The sequence below is a fragment of the Pseudomonas sp. ICMP22404 genome (assembly GCF_006227205.1).
In the GTDB taxonomy this organism is placed as follows: domain Bacteria; phylum Pseudomonadota; class Gammaproteobacteria; order Pseudomonadales; family Pseudomonadaceae; genus Aquipseudomonas.
In genome coordinates this window covers 40,039-56,689 of sequence record NZ_VCNG01000004.1, presented here as the reverse complement: position 1 = coordinate 56,689, position 16,651 = coordinate 40,039, and the positions used below count along the sequence as shown (strand labels likewise).

Below are 16,651 nucleotides of genomic sequence, written 5' to 3'. Positions count from 1 at the left end.
GCTTAGCGGTCCACGTCGGCCATAACGAAATCGATACTACCCAGGTACGCGATCAAGTCCGCGACCATGCTGCCTTTGATCACCGAAGGGATCTGCTGCAGGTGCGGGTAGCTTGGGGTGCGGATCCGGGTACGGTAGCTCATGGTGCCGCCGTCGCTCGTCAGGTAATAACTGTTGATGCCCTTGGTCGCTTCGATCATCTGGAAGGACTCGTTGGCCGGCATGACCGGGCCCCACGAAACCTGCAGGAAGTGCGTGATCAGGGTCTCGATGTGCTGCAGCGTGCGCTCCTTGGGCGGCGGCGTGGTCAGCGGGTGATCCGCCTTGTACGGGCCTTCCGGCATGTTGCGCATGCATTGCTCGATGATCTTGACACTCTGGCGCATTTCCTCGACGCGAACCATGCAGCGGTCATAGGCATCGCCGTTGGCCGCCAGCGGTACTTCGAATTCGAAGTTCTCGTAGCCGGAGTAGGGGCGTGCCTTGCGCAGGTCGAAGTCGCAACCGGTGGAACGCAGGCCTGCACCGGTGACGCCCCATTCCAGGGCTTCCTTGGTGTTGTAGGCGGCGACACCGATGGTACGGCCCTTGAGGATGCTGTTCTGCAAGGCGGCCTTGGTGTATTCGTCCAGGCGCTTGGGCATCCACTCGACGAAGTCCTTGACCAGCTTTTCCCAGCCACGTGGCAGATCGTGGGCAACGCCACCGATGCGGTACCAGGCCGGGTGCAGGCGGAAACCGGTAATGGCTTCGATCACCGTGTACGCCTTCTGGCGGTCGGTGAAGGTGAAGAACACCGGCGTCATGGCGCCCACGTCCTGGATGTAGGTGCCCAGGAACAGCAGGTGGCTGGTGATACGGAAGAACTCGGCCATCATGATGCGGATGACGTCGACCCGGTCCGGCACTTTGATCCCGGCCAGTTTTTCGACCGAAAGCACGTACGGCAGGTTGTTCATCACGCCGCCGAGGTAGTCGATGCGGTCGGTGTACGGAATGTAGCTGTGCCAGGATTGGCGCTCGGCCATTTTCTCGGCGCCACGGTGGTGATAGCCGATGTCCGGGACGCAGTCGACGATCTCTTCGCCGTCCAGTTGCAGGATGATGCGGAACGCACCGTGGGCCGAAGGGTGGTTCGGGCCCAGGTTGAGGAACATGTAGTCCTCGTTGGCGCCCGAACGCTTCATGCCCCAGTCTTCAGGCTTGAAGCGCGCGGCTTCTTCCTCGAGCTGCTGCTTGGCCAGGGACAGGCTGAACGGGTCGAACTCGGTGGCACGGGCCGGGAAGTCCTTGCGCAGCGGGTGACCTTCCCAGGTCGGCGGCATCATGATGCGCGACAAGTGCGGGTGGCCGGGGAAATCGATCCCGTACATGTCCCACACTTCACGTTCGTACCAGTTGGCGTTCGGCCAGATGCCGGTCACGGTCGGTACGCTGAGGTCGCTCTCGGACAAGGCGACCTTGATCATTACGTCACTATTACGCTCGATCGACATCAGGTGATAGAACACGGTGAAGTCGACGCCGTCGGGCAGGCCCTGGCGCTTGGTGCGCAGGCGCTCGTCCACGCCGTGCAGGTCATAGAGCATGACGTACGGCTTGGGCAGGTTGCGCAGGAAGGTCAGGACTTCGACGAGTTTGGCGCGGGCAACCCAAAGCACCGGCATGCCGGTGCGGGTCGGCTGGGCGGTGAACGCCTCGGGGCCAAAACGGTTGTTCAGTTCGACGACCACATCCTGGTCGTCTGCCTTGTAGGGCGGGATGTACAGAGCACTGCCTGTAGTCATGGTTATTTATCGCTTTCGGTCAACGTAAAGAATGAAGCCAGGTTCGTGTTTCTTGTTCAGGAACAGAGCTGGATCAGACTTCGTCGGGGCTGCGCAGGTTGGTGACTGCGATACGCTGTTCGCGGCGCTGTTCCTTTTGCGACGGCATCTCGGCGCGATAGACGCCTTGATCGCCAACGACCCAGGACAGTGGGCGACGCTCCTGGCCAATCGATTCCTGCAACAGCATCAGGCCTTGCAGGAAAGCTTCGGGGCGGGGCGGGCAGCCAGGCACGTAGACGTCCACGGGCAGGAACTTGTCCACCCCTTGAACGACGGAATAGATGTCGTACATGCCACCGGAGTTGGCGCACGAACCCATGGAGATGACCCACTTCGGTTCGAGCATTTGCTCATAGAGACGCTGGATGATCGGCGCCATCTTGATGAAGCAGGTACCGGCGATAACCATGAAATCCGCCTGACGCGGCGATGCCCGGATCACCTCGGCGCCAAAGCGCGCGATGTCGTGGGGCGCCGTGAAGGCGGTGGTCATTTCCACGTAGCAGCACGAAAGGCCGAAGTTGTACGGCCACAGGGAGTTCTTGCGACCCCAGTTGACCGTGCTGTTCAGCACGTCTTCGAGCTTGCCCATGAAGATGTTTTTGTGGACTTGATCTTCTAACGGATCGGAAACGGTTTCCCGCTCGCCAATCGGATACTGCTCGTTAGGAGCATCGGGGTCGATCCTGGTGAGATTGTATTGCATTGCCAAAGCCTCATTGTTTCAGCTTCGCTTGCCGCTTGCGCCGAGCTTCCGGAGCCCAATCAAGTGCCCCCACCCGGAATAGGTAGACAAGACCTGCCAACAGAATTGCTATGAAAACGAGAGCTTCGACAAATCCGGTCCAGCCGCTTTCGCGGACGGACACAGACCAGGCAAAGAGAAAGAGGGCTTCGATATCGAAGATCACGAAGAGCATCGCGACCAGATAGAATTTGGCTGAGAGCCGCAAGCGGGCGCCACCGGTAGGCAGCATGCCGGACTCGAACGGTTCGTTTTTGCTGCGGCCCCAGGCTTTTGACCCGAGCAGACTCGACAGCCCGAGCATGAAGGCACACAGGCCGACGACACCCAGAAGGAAAATGGCAAAGCCCCAGTTGTGGGCCATGAGTCCTGTCGCTTCGGGCATGCTGGAAATCCTTAACAGAGGGCAAAGGCCTCTGAGCTTGAAAGAAATAACGCAGTGACGATATGTCGCAGCAATCAATCGCGGTGATTTTATGGCTAAACACCGGGCAAGTAAAATTCCTATAGCGAAATTATTTAATGGAATAAGGACATAGCGCACCTCCAAGGCTGCGCAGCCCAGGCCCAGCGGGCATTGGCCGATAAATCATCGACTTTATTTCGTGTGCGCTGTAACAATGATAATGCCTTTCAAATGATAATTATTATTGTTTGTCCGGGCTTTTCATCAATAACCCGGTGCAGTAGCTGAGAACTTTTCTTACAGGGTGGCTACTGCAATTGTCAGCGCCGGCCGTTTTACTCTTTTTCAGACTGCCTGTTACTGCGTTCGATCAATTTTTCTATGGGCGCGTCGAAGGGAAGGGCTCGGTAAGGGTTGGATCTGCATGATGGCCGCTCCCGTGGAAGCCAGGCTTGTTCGCGCTGTCAGCAACGCGGTCTCGGGGCATTGGGGCATCAAGCAAAAGCTCTTTGCCAGCAAAAATCGGCACGAGGCCTGGTCTAGAGCCTTGAAGGATTGATGGCAAATAGCTATCTTTGCGATTCACTCATCTAATCATCTATATCAATGCCGGTTAGACAATCGCTCCCTTCATAGCTGCGTCAGCTTCATCGTTCGCGGCTGATTACCAAAGGAATGTCATGAATTCTTGGCTCGCGAATATTAGCGTCATGCTCAAGTTGGCTTTGGGCTTTGCCGTTGTGCTGCTTCTGACCGCTGTCCTTGCCGCGACCGGCTGGTTCAGCCTGGGAAAAATGATTGAGCGCACTGATCGAATGACCAGCATTACCGAACTCGGCAACCGTCTTGATCTCCTGCGCAGGGCTCGCTTGCAATACCAACTGGACAAGGGCGATGAACAAAAGGGGGCATTGATCCAGGCGGCGCTGGAGCAGTTTGTCGCCAAGCAGAAAAGCCTTGCAAGCGAGTTGAAGAAAGCTGAAAACCTGAAAAAACTTGCGCTGATCGAGCAGGCCAGCACGCAGTATCAAGTGGCACTGAATGCGATGCGCGAGGCTTATCGCAATGACGCAGCCATGCGCAAGGAGATGGGTGTCAATGCGGTCAAGGGGGCCGCGCTGATTGCCAAGGTCATCAATGATGTAGAAGCAATGCCTGCTTCGGATGAGCGACGGTTCGAGTTGTACAGGATCATCCTCAAGGCCAAGGAGGACGTGGCCTTGGTGCGCTATGAGGTGCGTGGCTACACCGGCAACCCCAACAGCACCACCGAACAAGCCGCCAACCGCCAGATCGAAAATGCGCTCAAGGGCATTGAAACCCTCAATGGCGCTTTCGGCCCGGCCTATGCCGACACCATCAGGCAGCTGGAAACCGCACTGATTGCCTACCGCCGTTCGGTGCAGAATTTCACCGCCAGCAACCAGGCCATTGAGAAGGCTGTGCAGGACACCATCGATTTGGGCGAGACCATTACCCGTCTGTCTGAAGAAATGTATGCCAGCCAACTGGTCTCCCGTGACGAAGACAGCGCCCAGGCCCGCATCCTGCAACTGAGCTGTACGGCCTTGGCGATGCTGTTGGGGATCCTTGCGGCCATGATCATCACTCGCCAGATTACGCGGCCGTTGCAGGACACCTTGGCTGTGGTCGATCGCATTGCAGCAGGTGATCTCACGCAAGACATGGTCGTGACCCGTAGTGATGAACTGGGTGTCTTGCAGCAAGGCATCCAGCGCATGGGCACCACGTTGCGCGACCTGATCGGTGGTATCCGCGATGGCGTCACTCAGATCGCCAGCGCCGCCGAAGAGTTATCGGCCGTCACCGAGCAGACCAGTGCCGGGGTCAATAGTCAGAAGACCGAGACCGACCAGGTGGCTACCGCCATGCACGAAATGTCCGCCACCGTGCATGAAGTCGCGCGTAATGCCGAGCAGGCTTGTACGGTCGCCTCAGAGGCCGATGCACAGGCCCGTATTGGCGACCAGGTCGTCGCGCAGGCCATCGTTCAGATCGAGCGCTTGGCCAGCGAAGTCGGGCGCTCCGTCGATGCCATGGATGACTTGGAGCAAGAAAGCGCGCGCATCGGCAAGATCATGGACGTGATCAAGGCGGTGGCTGAGCAGACCAACTTGTTGGCCCTTAACGCCGCCATTGAGGCTGCTCGCGCGGGTGACGCCGGGCGCGGTTTTGCGGTGGTCGCCGACGAAGTACGTGGGCTGGCCCAGCGTACCCAGCATTCCACCGAAGAGATTGAAAGCCTGGTGGCGGGCTTGCAGAACGGCACGCGCCAGGTGTCGAGCATCATGCGAAATAGCCGCGAACTGACCGACAGTAGTGTGGAATTGGCCGGCAAGGCTGGCATCTCCCTGGGCAACATCACCCAGGCGGTTTCTGGCATCCAGGCCATGAACCAGCAGATTGCCGCTGCTGCGGTGCAACAAAGCTCGGTGGCCGAGGACATCAGTCGCAGTATCCTGAGCGTGCGCGATGTATCCGAACAGACCGCCTCGGCCAGCGAAGAAACCGCCGCTTCCAGCATCGAGCTGGCGCGCCTGGGTAACCAGTTGCAGCAACTGGTCAGTCACTTCAAGGTGTAAAAACGGCGAAAAAAAAGCCCCGAACCAGTCGGGGCTTCAGATCGTCGGCTTTGCGGTTAGCTTTTATTCGGTCCGCAAGGGCCGTTACCCATCGATCAGTGGAACTGCTCTTCTTCGGTGGAGCCGGTCAGTGCGGTCACCGACGAAGTGCCGCCCTGGATCACGGTGGTCATGTCGTCGAAGTAGCCGGTGCCCACTTCCTGTTGGTGAGCCACGAAGGTGTAGCCTTTCGCGGCGTCGGCGAATTCCTGCTCCTGCAGCTTCACGTAGGCGGTCATGTCGTTGCGGGCGTAGTCGTGCGCCAGGTTGAACATGCTGTGCCACATGTTGTGAATGCCGGCCAGGGTGATGAACTGGTGCTTGTAGCCCATGGCGGACAGTTCGCGCTGGAACTTGGCGATGGTCGCGTCGTCCAGGTTTTTCTTCCAGTTGAAGGAAGGCGAGCAGTTGTACGACAGGATCTGGTCCGGGTATTCCTTCTTGATCGCTTCGGCGAAGCGACGAGCCTCGTCCAGGTCTGGCTTGGCGGTTTCGCACCAGATCAGGTCGGCGTATGGGGCGTAGGCCAGGCCGCGGGCGATGGCCTGGTCAAGGCCGGCGCGAACCTTGTAGAAACCTTCCTGGGTGCGGGTGCCGGTCACGAACGGCTGGTCGTACGGGTCGCAGTCGGAAGTCAGCAGGTCGGCGGCGTTGGCGTCGGTACGGGCCAGGATGATGGTCGGTACACCGGCAACGTCGGCGGCCAGGCGGGCAGCGGTCAGCTTCTGCACGGCTTCCTGGGTCGGTACCAGTACCTTGCCGCCCATGTGGCCGCATTTCTTCACCGACGCCAGCTGGTCTTCGAAGTGAACGCCGGCGGCGCCTGCTTCGATCATGCTCTTCATCAGCTCGTAGGCGTTCAGGACGCCGCCGAAACCGGCTTCGGCGTCAGCCACGATCGGCGCGAAGTAGTCGATGTAGCCTTCGTCGCCCGGGTTCTTGCCGGCTTTCCACTGGATCTGGTCGGCGCGACGGAACGAGTTGTTGATGCGCTTGACCACGGTCGGAACCGAATCTACTGGGTACAGCGACTGGTCAGGGTACATCGACTCGGCGGAGTTGTTGTCCGCAGCCACTTGCCAGCCCGACAGGTAGATCGCCTGGATGCCGGCCTTGACTTGCTGTACGGCCTGGCCGCCGGTCAGGGCGCCCATGCAGTTGACGAAATCTTTCTCGGGACGGAAGGATGGCTTGGCGCCCTGGGTCACCAGGTTCCACAGCTTTTCGGCGCCCATTTTCGCAAAGGTGTGCTCAGGTTGAACCGAGCCACGCAGGCGGACGACGTCAGCAGCGGAATAATTGCGCTTCACGCCTTTCCAGCGTGGGTTCTCAGCCCAGTCTTTTTCAAGGGCTGCAATTTGCTGTTCGCGTGTCAGTGCCATGGAAATAAACCTCGTCGCATCGTCGGGTGTGGAAGATTCCTGCTCCTGCCGATCCGCCAGTCGTTGGCGAAGAAGGCTGCTCGCTGGCCAGGGGGCCGGGCATACAAGTCGGTTCAGGCGGGGAGGCGACGGGATGAACGATGGGCTCGAGGGGAAAGTGAGCAGGTAGAGGCGGACTGCGGGCGCATTCGGGCGTCGTGGGCCCTTGTACGAACTCAGAGTGATGCCGGGTTACCTAGTTACGCTTCCGTCCCTCGGGACAACTTCGTTCCAGTCGCAACCTCGTCAAACACACCTTGTGGGCGGTACAGACACGAATCGGCTTGCGGGGTAGTTGCAAGCGGCGACCCGAAGGCCCTTGCCAGGGCCCCTGATTAGCGGGAGCGAGGCCATCATGCCTTCGGTTTTTTGGCTCGTCAAACGTTTTGTAGTGCTTTTTTTGTGGCACTACATCTTTGGTCTAATACGACTCATCAGTCAGTTTTTGGTGCTTCAGTTCAGGGTGTCGACTTTGACCCGCAGAATCATGTCGTCGCGGCCTTGTGTCGAGTAGCTGCGGGTAAGGCCCTGTTTATCGGCTTGGGTCTGACGATTCACGCCCGCCAGGGTGATCCATTCACCCAGCCGTCCGCTGACAGTTGTATCGGTACTCTGAACGTTCACTACATCGGGACGTTCCTGGCTCATGCGGTCACGGTTGGTACTGATGCTCAGATGAACGGTCTCGCCGGTGACGCTCGCCGTGACATAGAAACCCTGGGTGACGTTGCGGTATTCGGTCTGGCTTTGCATGCGACCGTAGGTGTCGGTCTGGTTGCTGGTGAACGGTACGCTCTGGCCGATTTGGATCAGCGCCGGTTGACCTTCGCTGGCTTGTACCTGTTGCACGCCACCGTCACGGCTGGCCGTGCTGCGGTTGATGATGCGGGTCTGGCTGGGTGCCGCGCCGTTGATGGAGTACCCCTGATCGCCTTGCAGGTTGTTTTCGTTGGTGTCGACCGTGATCAGCAGACGCTTGGGGGCGGTGTCCAGTTGCGCGAGGAACTGCCGGAGCTCTTCGATTTTGCCGGGCTCGGCATTGACGATCAGTTGATTGCCATAGGCGCTGACCTGGCCATCTTTGCCGATGAAGTTCTGCGCCACCGGAAGCAGGTCGGCGCTGGTGCGGTAATTCAGCGGTACGATTTGCGTATCGGCCATGACCGACAGGCTGCAGCCGAGCAGCAGGGTGGCCAGGAGGGTGCGTAGCGACATTCCATTTCTCCGCGGGACAAAGGCTTGATATTGCCAGTTTGTCGGCCCAGGGTGGGGCAAGTTGAATGATAGACGGCAAAACGCCCCGGCATCGGTGGATGGCGGGGCGTTTCTTACGCTTCAGGGCCTCTTCGCGAGCAGGCTCGCTCCCACATCGAGGTCGAGTGTGCACAAATTACATGAACACCACTGATTCTGTGGGAGCGAGCCTGCTCGCGAAGGCTGCGCCGTGGTATCAAGCCGAATGCCGCACCATATCCACATGGGGAATCCCGGCTTCCAGGAACTCCTCGCTGACCACCGCAAAACCCAATCGCTCATAGAACGGCGTGGCATGCACCTGGGCGCTGAGCTTCTGTTGCTTGAGCCCGCGTTTCTCGGCTTCGGCGATCAGTGCGTGCATCAGGGCATCGCCCACTTTCAGGCCGCGCCAGTCCTTGAGCACCGAGACGCGGCCAATATGACCGTCGGTCAGCAGGCGTGCGGTGCCGATGGGGAAGTCGCCTTCGAAGGCAAGGAAGTGCACCGCGCCCTGATCGTCGGCATCCCATTCCAGCTCGGGCGGGACGGACTGCTCGACAATGAACACGCTCTCACGAATGCGCCGGATCTCGGCGTTATCCTTTTGCCAGTCTGCGACACGAACGTGGATTTTATTCATCGGCGAACCCCAGGCTGCCTTGTTTGACCAGCTCGCAGATCAGGCCGCGGCCGTCTTCGTCGGCCAACCATGGGCCGAGGTTTTCAATGTGCAGGGCATCGGCCGCGCAGATCATTTTCAGCAGCTCGCGCAGCTTGCCCGGCAGGTAGCGGCTCTGGCCGCTGGCGAACAGCAGCAGGTCGTCGTCGACTTCCGACCAGGCCAGGCGCGCGCTCGGGTTGCGGATGATCACGGCGCCTTGTTCCAGGCCGGCCAGCAAGTCGTCCTCTTCCAGTTCCGGGCCAACCACCAGTTCCGGGTAGCGTGGCTCGGTCATGAACTGGCCGAACCAGGTCAGCAACAGGCGTTCGTCGCTCATGTGCTCGGCCAGCAAACCCTTGAGGCGGTCGAGGGCGTCGTGCTGGATCTGGTGCGGATCGCTCACCGGGCGCGCGTCGGCGTCGGTGTAGCGTTCCTCGTCCGGCAGGAACTGGCTGAGGAAGTCGGTGAAGTGGGTCAGCACTTCGGCGGCGCTCGGTGCGCGGAAACCCACGGAGTAGGTCATGCAGTCGTCCACGGCCACGCCGCAATGGGCCAGGCGTGGCGGCAGGTAGAGCATGTCGCCCGGTTCCAGGACCCACTCATCGGTGGCCTCGAAGTCGGCGAGGATGCGCAGGTCGGCGTGAGGCAGCAACGGGCTGTCGGAGTCGCACATCTGGCCGATTTTCCAGTTGCGCTTGCCGTGGCCTTGCAGCAGGAACACGTCGTAGTTGTCGAAGTGCGGACCCACGCTGCCACCCGGGGCGGCGAAGCTGATCATCACGTCATCGATGCGCCAGCTCGGCAGGAAGCGGAAGTGCTCCAGCAGTTCGCTGACTTCCGGGACGAACTGGTCGACCGCCTGCACCAGCAGGGTCCAGTCGCGCTCCGGCAGTTTGCTGAATTCGTCTTCGGCGAACGGGCCGCGACGCAGTTCCCAAGGGCGCTCGCCGTGCTCTAGCACCAGGCGCGATTCGACTTCTTCTTCCAGGGCCAAGCCGGCCAGTTCGTCGGCATCGATCGGGCTTTCGAAGTCGGGAATCGCCTGGCGGATCAGCAGCGGCTTTTTCTGCCAGTAGTCACGCAGGAACTCCCGTGCCGTGATACCGCCCAGGAGTTGCAGAGGAATGTCAGGATTCATGTGTAACCTATTGAAAAAATATACTTTTCAGACGCGAATAAAAACGCCCGGCGCGGCCGGGCGTCTCAAGGGTGCAGCCGTGTGTCAGATGCGCTTGGCTTGTGCCGCCGCGTTGCCGATGTAGCTGGCCGGGGTCAGCTTCTTCAGCTCCGACTTGGCATCGGCAGGCATGTCCAGGCCGTCGATGAAAGTTTGCAGCGCTTCGGGGCTGATGCCCTTGCCACGGGTCAGTTCTTTCAGTTTTTCGTACGGGTTCTCGATGTTGTAGCGACGCATCACGGTCTGGATCGGTTCGGCCAGGACTTCCCAGCAGGCGTCCAGGTCGGCGGCGATCTTCTGCTCGTTCAGTTCCAGCTTGCCGATGCCCTTGAGGCTGGCTTCGTAGGCGATGACGCTGTGGGCAAAGCCCACGCCCAGATTGCGCAGCACAGTGGAGTCGGTCAGGTCGCGCTGCCAGCGGGAGATCGGCAGTTTGCTCGCCAGGTGCTGGAACAGCGCGTTGGCGATGCCCAGGTTGCCTTCGGAGTTTTCGAAGTCGATCGGGTTGACCTTGTGCGGCATGGTCGACGAACCGATTTCGCCGGCAATGGTGCGCTGCTTGAAATAGCCCAGGGAGATGTAGCCCCAGATGTCGCGGTCGAAGTCGATCAGGATGGTGTTGAAGCGCGCGATCGCGTCGAACAGCTCGGCGATGTAGTCGTGCGGTTCGATCTGGGTGGTGTACGGGTTGAAGCTCAGGCCCAGTTCGTCTTCGATGAAGGCGCGGGCGTTGGCTTCCCAGTCGATCTGCGGGTAGGCCGACAGGTGGGCGTTGTAGTTGCCCACGGCGCCGTTGATCTTGCCCAGCAGCGGCACGGCGGCGACTTGGGCGATCTGGCGCTCCAGGCGATACACCACGTTGGCCAGCTCTTTGCCCAGGGTGGTCGGCGACGCCGGTTGACCATGGGTACGCGACAGCATAGGCACGTCGGCGAAGCGGATCGCCAGTTCGCGGATGGCTTGGGCGACCTGGCGCATCAGCGGCAGCATCACGTCGTCACGGCCTTCGCGCAGCATCAGGGCGTGGGACAGGTTGTTGATGTCCTCGCTGGTGCAGGCGAAGTGGATGAACTCACTGACGTTGGCCAATTCCGGCAGCTTGGCCGCCTGCTCCTTGAGCAGGTATTCGATCGCCTTGACGTCGTGGTTGGTGGTGCGCTCGATCTCTTTGACGCGCTCGGCGTGCTCCAGCGCGAAGTTGTCCGCCAGGGTGTTGAGCACCGCGTTGGCTTCGGCGGAAAACGCCGGAACTTCGCTGATGGCGGGGTGGGCGGCCAGGCGCTGGAGCCAGCGCACTTCAACCAGGACGCGGGCACGGATCAGGCCGTACTCGCTGAAAATCGGGCGCAGGGCCTGGGTTTTGCCGGCGTAGCGGCCGTCTACAGGGGAAACCGCAGTGAGCGAAGAGAGCTGCATGGGGTGTTCTCGGACAGTCGGGCAACGAAATGGGGCGCGTATCATACATGAAAACAAGCGCCGGTCCGTCGCCAACTGACCGGCGTATTACGCGTGATGAAGTAAAAAACGAGTTGAGGCGACTTATTCGTTGCGCATCAACGGGTAAAGCTCTTTCAGCAATTTGCGCCGGCTGATCACCAACTGCCAGCGATGCCCGCCCAGTTGCCGCCACAGCCGTGCCGAACGGATGCCCGCCAGCAACAGGGCGCGAATCTTCGAGGCGTTGCTGGGTTGCTGCAGGTTGCGCATATCGCCGTGCACCTGGATACGCTGGCGCAGGGTGCTCAAGGTGTCCTGGTACAGGGCGCCGCAGGCGGCCACGACGTTTTCGTGAGAGGGGCCGAAGTGCTCGACCTGGGACTGGATCTGCGGCAGGCGCTTGCCGATGGTGTCCAGCAGGTCATCGCGCTTGGCGAGCTGGCGTTCGAGGCCCAGCATCGACAGGGCATAGCGCAACGGCTCGCGTTGCAGGGCGCTGGGATCGCGCTCCAGGGCGCCGATCAGCGCGCGATAGCCTTCACGCAGGTTCAAGTCGTCGCCGCCGTAGACTTCCAGGGTGTCCTTGGGGTCGCGTACCAGCAGGCTGCCGAGCATGCAGCTCAGGCCGGCCTCGGAGGTCTGGCCGGTCTTGGCGATCCGGTCCACCAGCACTGCGGCCAGAAACACACCGCCCAGCGCCGTCAGTTGCTCCTGGGTCGGGCTCATGCCTTGCTGCTCCATGGCTCTGCGACTTCGATCACGCCGCCGCCCAGGCAGATTTCGCCGTCGTAGAACACCACGGACTGGCCGGGGGTGACTGCCCGTTGTGGATCGTCGAAGGTGGCACGGTAGCCCGTGGCAGTCTTTTCCAGCGTGCAGGGCTGGTCGCTCTGGCGATAGCGCACCTTGGCCGTCAGGCGGCGCGGTTCGCTCAGGTCGATCGGGTTGACCCAATAGATGTCGGAGGCGAGCAGGGCGCGGGAAAACAGCCAGGGGTGGTCGTTGCCCTGGCCGACGATCAGCTCGTTGTGTTCCAGGTCCTTGATCAGCACGTACCACGGCTCTTCGCCGGCGTCTTTCAGCCCGCCGATGCCCAGGCCCTGGCGCTGGCCGATGGTGTGATACATCAGGCCATGGTGGCGGCCGATGACTTCGCCTTCGGTGGTCTTGATCTCGCCCGGCTGGGCCGGCAGGTATTGCTTGAGGAAATCGCTGAAGCGCCGTTCGCCGATGAAGCAGATCCCGGTGGAATCCTTCTTCTTCGCGGTGGCGAGGGCGTGTTTCTCGGCGATGGCCCGGACTTCGGGCTTTTCCAGTTCACCTACCGGGAACAGGGTCTTGGCAATCTGCTCGCCGCCGACGGCATGCAGGAAGTAGCTCTGGTCCTTGTTCGGGTCCAGGCCCTTGAGCAGTTCGGTGCGCCCGTCGATGTCGCGGCGACGCACGTAGTGACCGGTGGCGATCAGGTCGGCGCCCAGCATCATGGCGTAGTCGAGGAACGCCTTGAACTTGATTTCGCGGTTGCAGAGGATGTCCGGGTTCGGTGTGCGACCGGCCTTGTACTCGGCCAGGAAGTGCTCGAACACGTTGTCCCAGTACTCGGCGGCGAAGTTGGCGGTATGCAGCTTGATGCCGATCTTGTCGCACACGGCCTGGGCGTCCGCGAGGTCGTCCATGGCGGTGCAGTATTCGGTTCCGTCGTCTTCTTCCCAGTTCTTCATGAACAGGCCTTCCACCTCATAACCCTGCTCGATCAGCAGAAGGGCGGAAACGGAAGAGTCCACGCCGCCGGACATGCCGACAATGACGCGCTTCTTGGTGGTACCGGAAGGAGCTGGATCACGCATAGGGATTCAATGAGTGTCTTGAAAAAGGACGCGATTCTATCAGGCCCGGGCGCGCAAGGCTAAAGGGAAGGACGGATCAGTGCCAGGCTGTGGCGATGGCCGGCCAGATAATCGTCGATGCAACGGATGATCAGCTCGCTGCGCCAATGGTCGCGTCGTTCGAGCAGTTCGTCGCGGGTCAGCCATCGGGCGCCCAGGATGCCGTCGTCCAGTTGATAGTCGGGGTGGTGTTTGAGTGCCTTGGCGGCGAAGCAGACCCGCTGGTAGGTCACGCCATTGCTGGGGGCGGTGTACAGGTAGATGCCGATCACGCTGGTGGGCTCGACGTCCCAGCCGGTTTCTTCCAGGGTTTCGCGCACGGCGGCTTCGACCAGGGTCTCGTCCGGGTCCAGGTGCCCGGCGGGCTGGTTGAGCACGGCGCGCCCGCCCTTGGATTCCTCCACCATCAGGAAACGGCCGTTGTCCTCGACGATGGTGGCGACGGTGATGTGGGGTTTCCAATCCATGTGGTTTCCTCGAAATTTGAATAGTGAAACACAAGCCCTGTGGGAGCGAGCCTGCTCGCGATAGCGGTGGGTCAGCCAATACAAGTGTTGGATGATAAACCGCTATCGCGAGCAGGCTCGCTCCCACAGGGGCGGTGAATTCAAAAACTGCAGCTGATCCCCAGCCAGAAGGGAATGGGCTGGAAACACAAACCCCGGCACAAGGCCGGGGTTTGTGGTGCTTCCTTACAACCTTACACCAGCGCAGCGATGGCCGCGTTGAAGGTTGCGCTCGGGCGCATGGCCTTGCTGGTCAGCTCCGGGTTGGCGAAGTAGTAACCGCCGATGTCCACCGGCTTGCCTTGAACGGCGTTGAGCTCGGCAACGATCTTTTCTTCGTTGTCGGTCAGCGTCTTGGCCAGGGTGGTGAACTGTGCCTTGAGGGCTGCGTCGTCATCCTGGGCAGCCAGTGCCTGGGCCCAGAACAGGGTCAGGTAGAAGTGGCTGCCACGGTTGTCGATACCGCCGACCTTGCGCGAAGGCGACTTGTTGTGGTCCAGGAACTCGCCAGTCGCCTGGTCGAGCGTTTTGGCCAGCACCAGCGCTTTCGGGTTGTTGTAGGTCACGCCCAGGTGTTCCAGGGAAGCGGCCAGGGCCAGGAATTCGCCCAGGGAGTCCCAACGCAGGAAGTTTTCTTCCAGCAGTTGTTGAACGTGCTTGGGTGCCGAACCGCCAGCGCCGGTTTCGAACAGGCCGCCACCGTTCATCAGCGGCACGATGGAGAGCATCTTGGCGCTGGTGCCCAGTTCCATGATCGGGAACAGGTCGGTCAGGTAGTCGCGCAGGACGTTACCGGTCACCGAAATGGTGTCCTTGCCTTCGCGGGTACGAGCCAGGGTGAACTTCATCGCCTCGACCGGCGACATGATGCGCAGGTCCAGGCCGCTGGTGTCGTGGTCCTTCAGGTAAGCCTGGACCTTCTCGATCACCACGCCGTCATGGGCGCGCATCGGGTCCAGCCAGAAGATCGCCGGGGTGTTGCTGGCGCGGGCACGGTTGACGGCCAGCTTGACCCAATCCTGGATCGGCGCGTCCTTGGTCTGGCACATGCGGAAGATGTCGCCAGCCTCGACGCTCTGCTCCAGCAGGGTGCGACCGGTGCTGTCCGAGACACGAACCACGCCGTCGGCCTTGATCTGGAAGGTCTTGTCGTGGGAGCCGTACTCTTCGGCTTTCTTGGCCATCAGGCCAACGTTCGGCACGCTGCCCATGGTGGTGGGGTCGAAGGCGCCGTTGGCCTTGCAGTCTTCGATCACCGCCTGGTAGATGGTGGCGTAGCAGCGATCCGGGATCACGGCCTTGGTGTCGTGCAACTGGCCGTCGGTGCCCCACATCTTGCCGGAGTCACGGATCATGGCTGGCATCGAGGCGTCGACGATGACGTCGCTCGGCACGTGCAGGTTGGTGATGCCCTTGTCGGAGTTGACCATCGCCAGGGATGGGCGTGCCGCGTAGACCGCCTGGATGTCGGCTTCGATCTGCGCCTGCTGCTCGGCCGGCAGGGCCTTGATGCGGGCGTACAGGTCGCCGATGCCGTTGTTCAGGTTGAAGCCGATCTGCTCCAGCACCTGGGCGTGCTTGGCCAGGGCGTCTTTATAGAACTCGGCGACGATCTGACCGAACATGATCGGGTCGGAGACCTTCATCATGGTGGCCTTGAGGTGAACCGACAGCAGCACGCCTTTTTGCTTGGCGTCTTCGATTTCGGCGGCGATGAAGTCGCGCAGGGCCTTCTTGCTCATCACGGCGCAATCGAGGATCTCACCGGCTTGCACGGTGGTCTTTTCCTTCAGGACGGTGGCAGTGCCATCCTGGGCGATCAGCTCGATTTTCACGCTGCCGGCGGCGTCGATCAGTGCGGCTTTTTCGCTGCCGTAGAAATCACCGGTGCTCATGTGGGCCACGTGGGATTTGGAGTCGGCTGCCCAGGCGCCCATCTTGTGCGGGTGCTTGCGGGCATAGTTCTTGACCGACAGCGGTGCGCGGCGGTCGGAGTTGCCTTCGCGCAGGACCGGGTTCACGGCGCTGCCCTTGATCTTGTCGTAACGGGCCTTGGCTTCTTTGTCGGCTTCGCTGGTCACGGTTTCCGGGTAGTCCGGCAGTGCGTAGCCCTGGGCCTGCAATTCCTTGATCGCGGCCTGCAGTTGCGGCACCGAGGCGCTGATGTTCGGCAGCTTGATGATGTTGGCTTCAGGCGTAACGGCCAGGTCGCCCAGTTCGGCGAGGTGGTCGGCTACGGCTTTGTCACCCAGTTGCTCGGGGAAGCTGGCCAGGATGCGCCCTGCGAGGGAGATGTCGCGGGTTTCCACGGCGATCTCGGCCGAAGCGGTAAAGGCTTCGATGATCGGCAGCAGTGAATAGGTGGCGAGGGCGGGCGCTTCGTCGGTGAAGGTATAGATGATCTTCGAGCGGGTGGGCATATTCGGATTAACTCTCTTCTTTGCTAAAGCATGCGCAGAAACTCGAGGGGCGCCGGGTAAGCGCGTTCGTTCAAAGTCAGCCGTGAGCCGAATGTCGAGGTTTCTTCGCGGTGATGTTGGGTGCATCAGTCGAGCGTCAAGCGGTCGGGCCGCGGTAACGGTCCGGCTTTACAACTGGCGGGAAGGCCCTTGGTAGAGCAGTCAGCCGTAGTGACCCTGCGGTCAGCGGCGGCATTATACATAGGTAGCTGGCAATCTGCCGATGGTTCATAGACCTCCGTACAC

Annotated in this window: 13 protein-coding genes and 1 pseudogene; 2 read left to right on the top strand and 12 right to left on the bottom strand. The window is 60.8% G+C overall.

Annotated features, from left to right (window positions below; genetic code table 11):
* Positions 1-2: 2 nt before the first annotated feature.
* The 3 genes from nuoC to FGE05_RS08510 form a co-directional block, all read right to left on the bottom strand.
* Positions 3-1,787: an NADH-quinone oxidoreductase subunit C/D gene (gene nuoC / locus FGE05_RS08520; protein ID WP_030141321.1), complete on the bottom strand. Its 1,785-nt coding sequence runs from the start codon at positions 1,785-1,787 to the stop codon at positions 3-5.
* 73 nt (positions 1,788-1,860) lie between these two features.
* On the bottom strand, positions 1,861-2,535 hold the full coding sequence (locus tag FGE05_RS08515) for an NADH-quinone oxidoreductase subunit B family protein (protein ID WP_024779314.1): 675 nt from the start codon (positions 2,533-2,535) through the stop codon (positions 1,861-1,863).
* A 10-nt stretch (positions 2,536-2,545) separates the two neighbouring features.
* On the bottom strand, positions 2,546-2,959 hold the full coding sequence (locus FGE05_RS08510) for an NADH-quinone oxidoreductase subunit A (protein ID WP_024779313.1): 414 nt from the start codon (positions 2,957-2,959) through the stop codon (positions 2,546-2,548).
* A 701-nt stretch (positions 2,960-3,660) separates the two neighbouring features.
* Here FGE05_RS08510 and FGE05_RS30325 point away from each other — a divergent pair.
* Positions 3,661-4,680, top strand: a pseudogene (locus tag FGE05_RS30325) (methyl-accepting chemotaxis protein); the annotation flags it as partial.
* Positions 4,666-5,583 (top strand): methyl-accepting chemotaxis protein, encoded by a 918-nt coding sequence (locus FGE05_RS30320; RefSeq protein WP_373682450.1) that lies wholly within the window; start codon positions 4,666-4,668, stop codon positions 5,581-5,583. The pseudogene FGE05_RS30325 and the gene FGE05_RS30320, both read left to right, overlap by 15 nt.
* A 95-nt stretch (positions 5,584-5,678) precedes the next feature.
* Here FGE05_RS30320 and aceA read toward each other — a convergent pair whose 3' ends face one another.
* From aceA to FGE05_RS08460, 9 genes are all read right to left on the bottom strand, one after another.
* Positions 5,679-7,004 carry an isocitrate lyase gene (aceA, locus tag FGE05_RS08500; RefSeq protein ID WP_041021072.1) on the bottom strand — a complete coding sequence of 442 codons (1,326 nt, stop codon included), beginning with the start codon at positions 7,002-7,004 and terminating at the stop codon, positions 5,679-5,681.
* A 492-nt stretch (positions 7,005-7,496) separates the two neighbouring features.
* Positions 7,497-8,258: a secretin N-terminal domain-containing protein gene (locus FGE05_RS08495; protein ID WP_139643815.1), complete on the bottom strand. Its 762-nt coding sequence runs from the start codon at positions 8,256-8,258 to the stop codon at positions 7,497-7,499.
* A 235-nt stretch (positions 8,259-8,493) separates the two neighbouring features.
* Positions 8,494-8,919 (bottom strand): GNAT family N-acetyltransferase, encoded by a 426-nt coding sequence (locus FGE05_RS08490; protein WP_139643811.1) that lies wholly within the window; start codon positions 8,917-8,919, stop codon positions 8,494-8,496.
* A complete protein-coding gene (locus tag FGE05_RS08485; protein WP_139643807.1) occupies positions 8,912-10,078 on the bottom strand; it encodes a cupin domain-containing protein in 1,167 nt (388 codons plus the stop codon). Before FGE05_RS08485 ends, FGE05_RS08490 begins: the two co-directional genes overlap by 8 nt.
* A gap of 84 nt (positions 10,079-10,162) precedes the next feature.
* On the bottom strand, positions 10,163-11,533 hold the full coding sequence (gene purB, locus FGE05_RS08480; RefSeq protein WP_139643803.1) for an adenylosuccinate lyase: 1,371 nt from the start codon (positions 11,531-11,533) through the stop codon (positions 10,163-10,165).
* 123 nt (positions 11,534-11,656) lie between these two features.
* The gene (gene hflD, locus FGE05_RS08475; RefSeq protein ID WP_139643800.1) at positions 11,657-12,280 is read right to left on the bottom strand and encodes a high frequency lysogenization protein HflD; all 624 of its coding nucleotides are present in this window, start codon (positions 12,278-12,280) and stop codon (positions 11,657-11,659) included.
* Complete coding sequence (gene mnmA, locus FGE05_RS08470; protein ID WP_139643797.1) at positions 12,277-13,401, bottom strand: tRNA 2-thiouridine(34) synthase MnmA; 1,125 nt, start codon at positions 13,399-13,401, stop codon at positions 12,277-12,279. The genes hflD and mnmA overlap by 4 nt, the downstream gene beginning before the upstream one ends.
* Positions 13,402-13,460: 59 nt before the next feature.
* Entirely contained in the window at positions 13,461-13,907 is a 447-nt protein-coding gene (locus FGE05_RS08465; protein WP_139643794.1) for an NUDIX hydrolase, read from the bottom strand.
* A gap of 233 nt (positions 13,908-14,140) precedes the next feature.
* Entirely contained in the window at positions 14,141-16,366 is a 2,226-nt protein-coding gene (locus tag FGE05_RS08460) for an NADP-dependent isocitrate dehydrogenase (RefSeq protein WP_139643791.1), read from the bottom strand.
* Between the last annotated feature and the right edge of the window lie 285 nt (positions 16,367-16,651).

What these genes read in the sequence shown, in the direction of transcription:
- nuoC (WP_030141321.1), bottom strand. Translation starts at nt 1,787, where the DNA reads ATGACTACAGGCAGTGCTCTGTACATCCCGCCCTACAAGGCAGACGAC.
- FGE05_RS08515 (WP_024779314.1), bottom strand. Translation starts at nt 2,535, where the DNA reads ATGCAATACAATCTCACCAGGATCGACCCCGATGCTCCTAACGAGCAG.
- FGE05_RS08510 (WP_024779313.1), bottom strand. Translation starts at nt 2,959, where the DNA reads ATGCCCGAAGCGACAGGACTCATGGCCCACAACTGGGGCTTTGCCATT.
- FGE05_RS30320 (WP_373682450.1), top strand. Translation starts at nt 4,666, where the DNA reads ATGGTCGTGACCCGTAGTGATGAACTGGGTGTCTTGCAGCAAGGCATC.
- aceA (WP_041021072.1), bottom strand. Translation starts at nt 7,004, where the DNA reads ATGGCACTGACACGCGAACAGCAAATTGCAGCCCTTGAAAAAGACTGG.
- FGE05_RS08495 (WP_139643815.1), bottom strand. Translation starts at nt 8,258, where the DNA reads ATGTCGCTACGCACCCTCCTGGCCACCCTGCTGCTCGGCTGCAGCCTG.
- FGE05_RS08490 (WP_139643811.1), bottom strand. Translation starts at nt 8,919, where the DNA reads ATGAATAAAATCCACGTTCGTGTCGCAGACTGGCAAAAGGATAACGCC.
- FGE05_RS08485 (WP_139643807.1), bottom strand. Translation starts at nt 10,078, where the DNA reads ATGAATCCTGACATTCCTCTGCAACTCCTGGGCGGTATCACGGCACGG.
- purB (WP_139643803.1), bottom strand. Translation starts at nt 11,533, where the DNA reads ATGCAGCTCTCTTCGCTCACTGCGGTTTCCCCTGTAGACGGCCGCTAC.
- hflD (WP_139643800.1), bottom strand. Translation starts at nt 12,280, where the DNA reads ATGAGCCCGACCCAGGAGCAACTGACGGCGCTGGGCGGTGTGTTTCTG.
- mnmA (WP_139643797.1), bottom strand. Translation starts at nt 13,401, where the DNA reads ATGCGTGATCCAGCTCCTTCCGGTACCACCAAGAAGCGCGTCATTGTC.
- FGE05_RS08465 (WP_139643794.1), bottom strand. Translation starts at nt 13,907, where the DNA reads ATGGATTGGAAACCCCACATCACCGTCGCCACCATCGTCGAGGACAAC.
- FGE05_RS08460 (WP_139643791.1), bottom strand. Translation starts at nt 16,366, where the DNA reads ATGCCCACCCGCTCGAAGATCATCTATACCTTCACCGACGAAGCGCCC.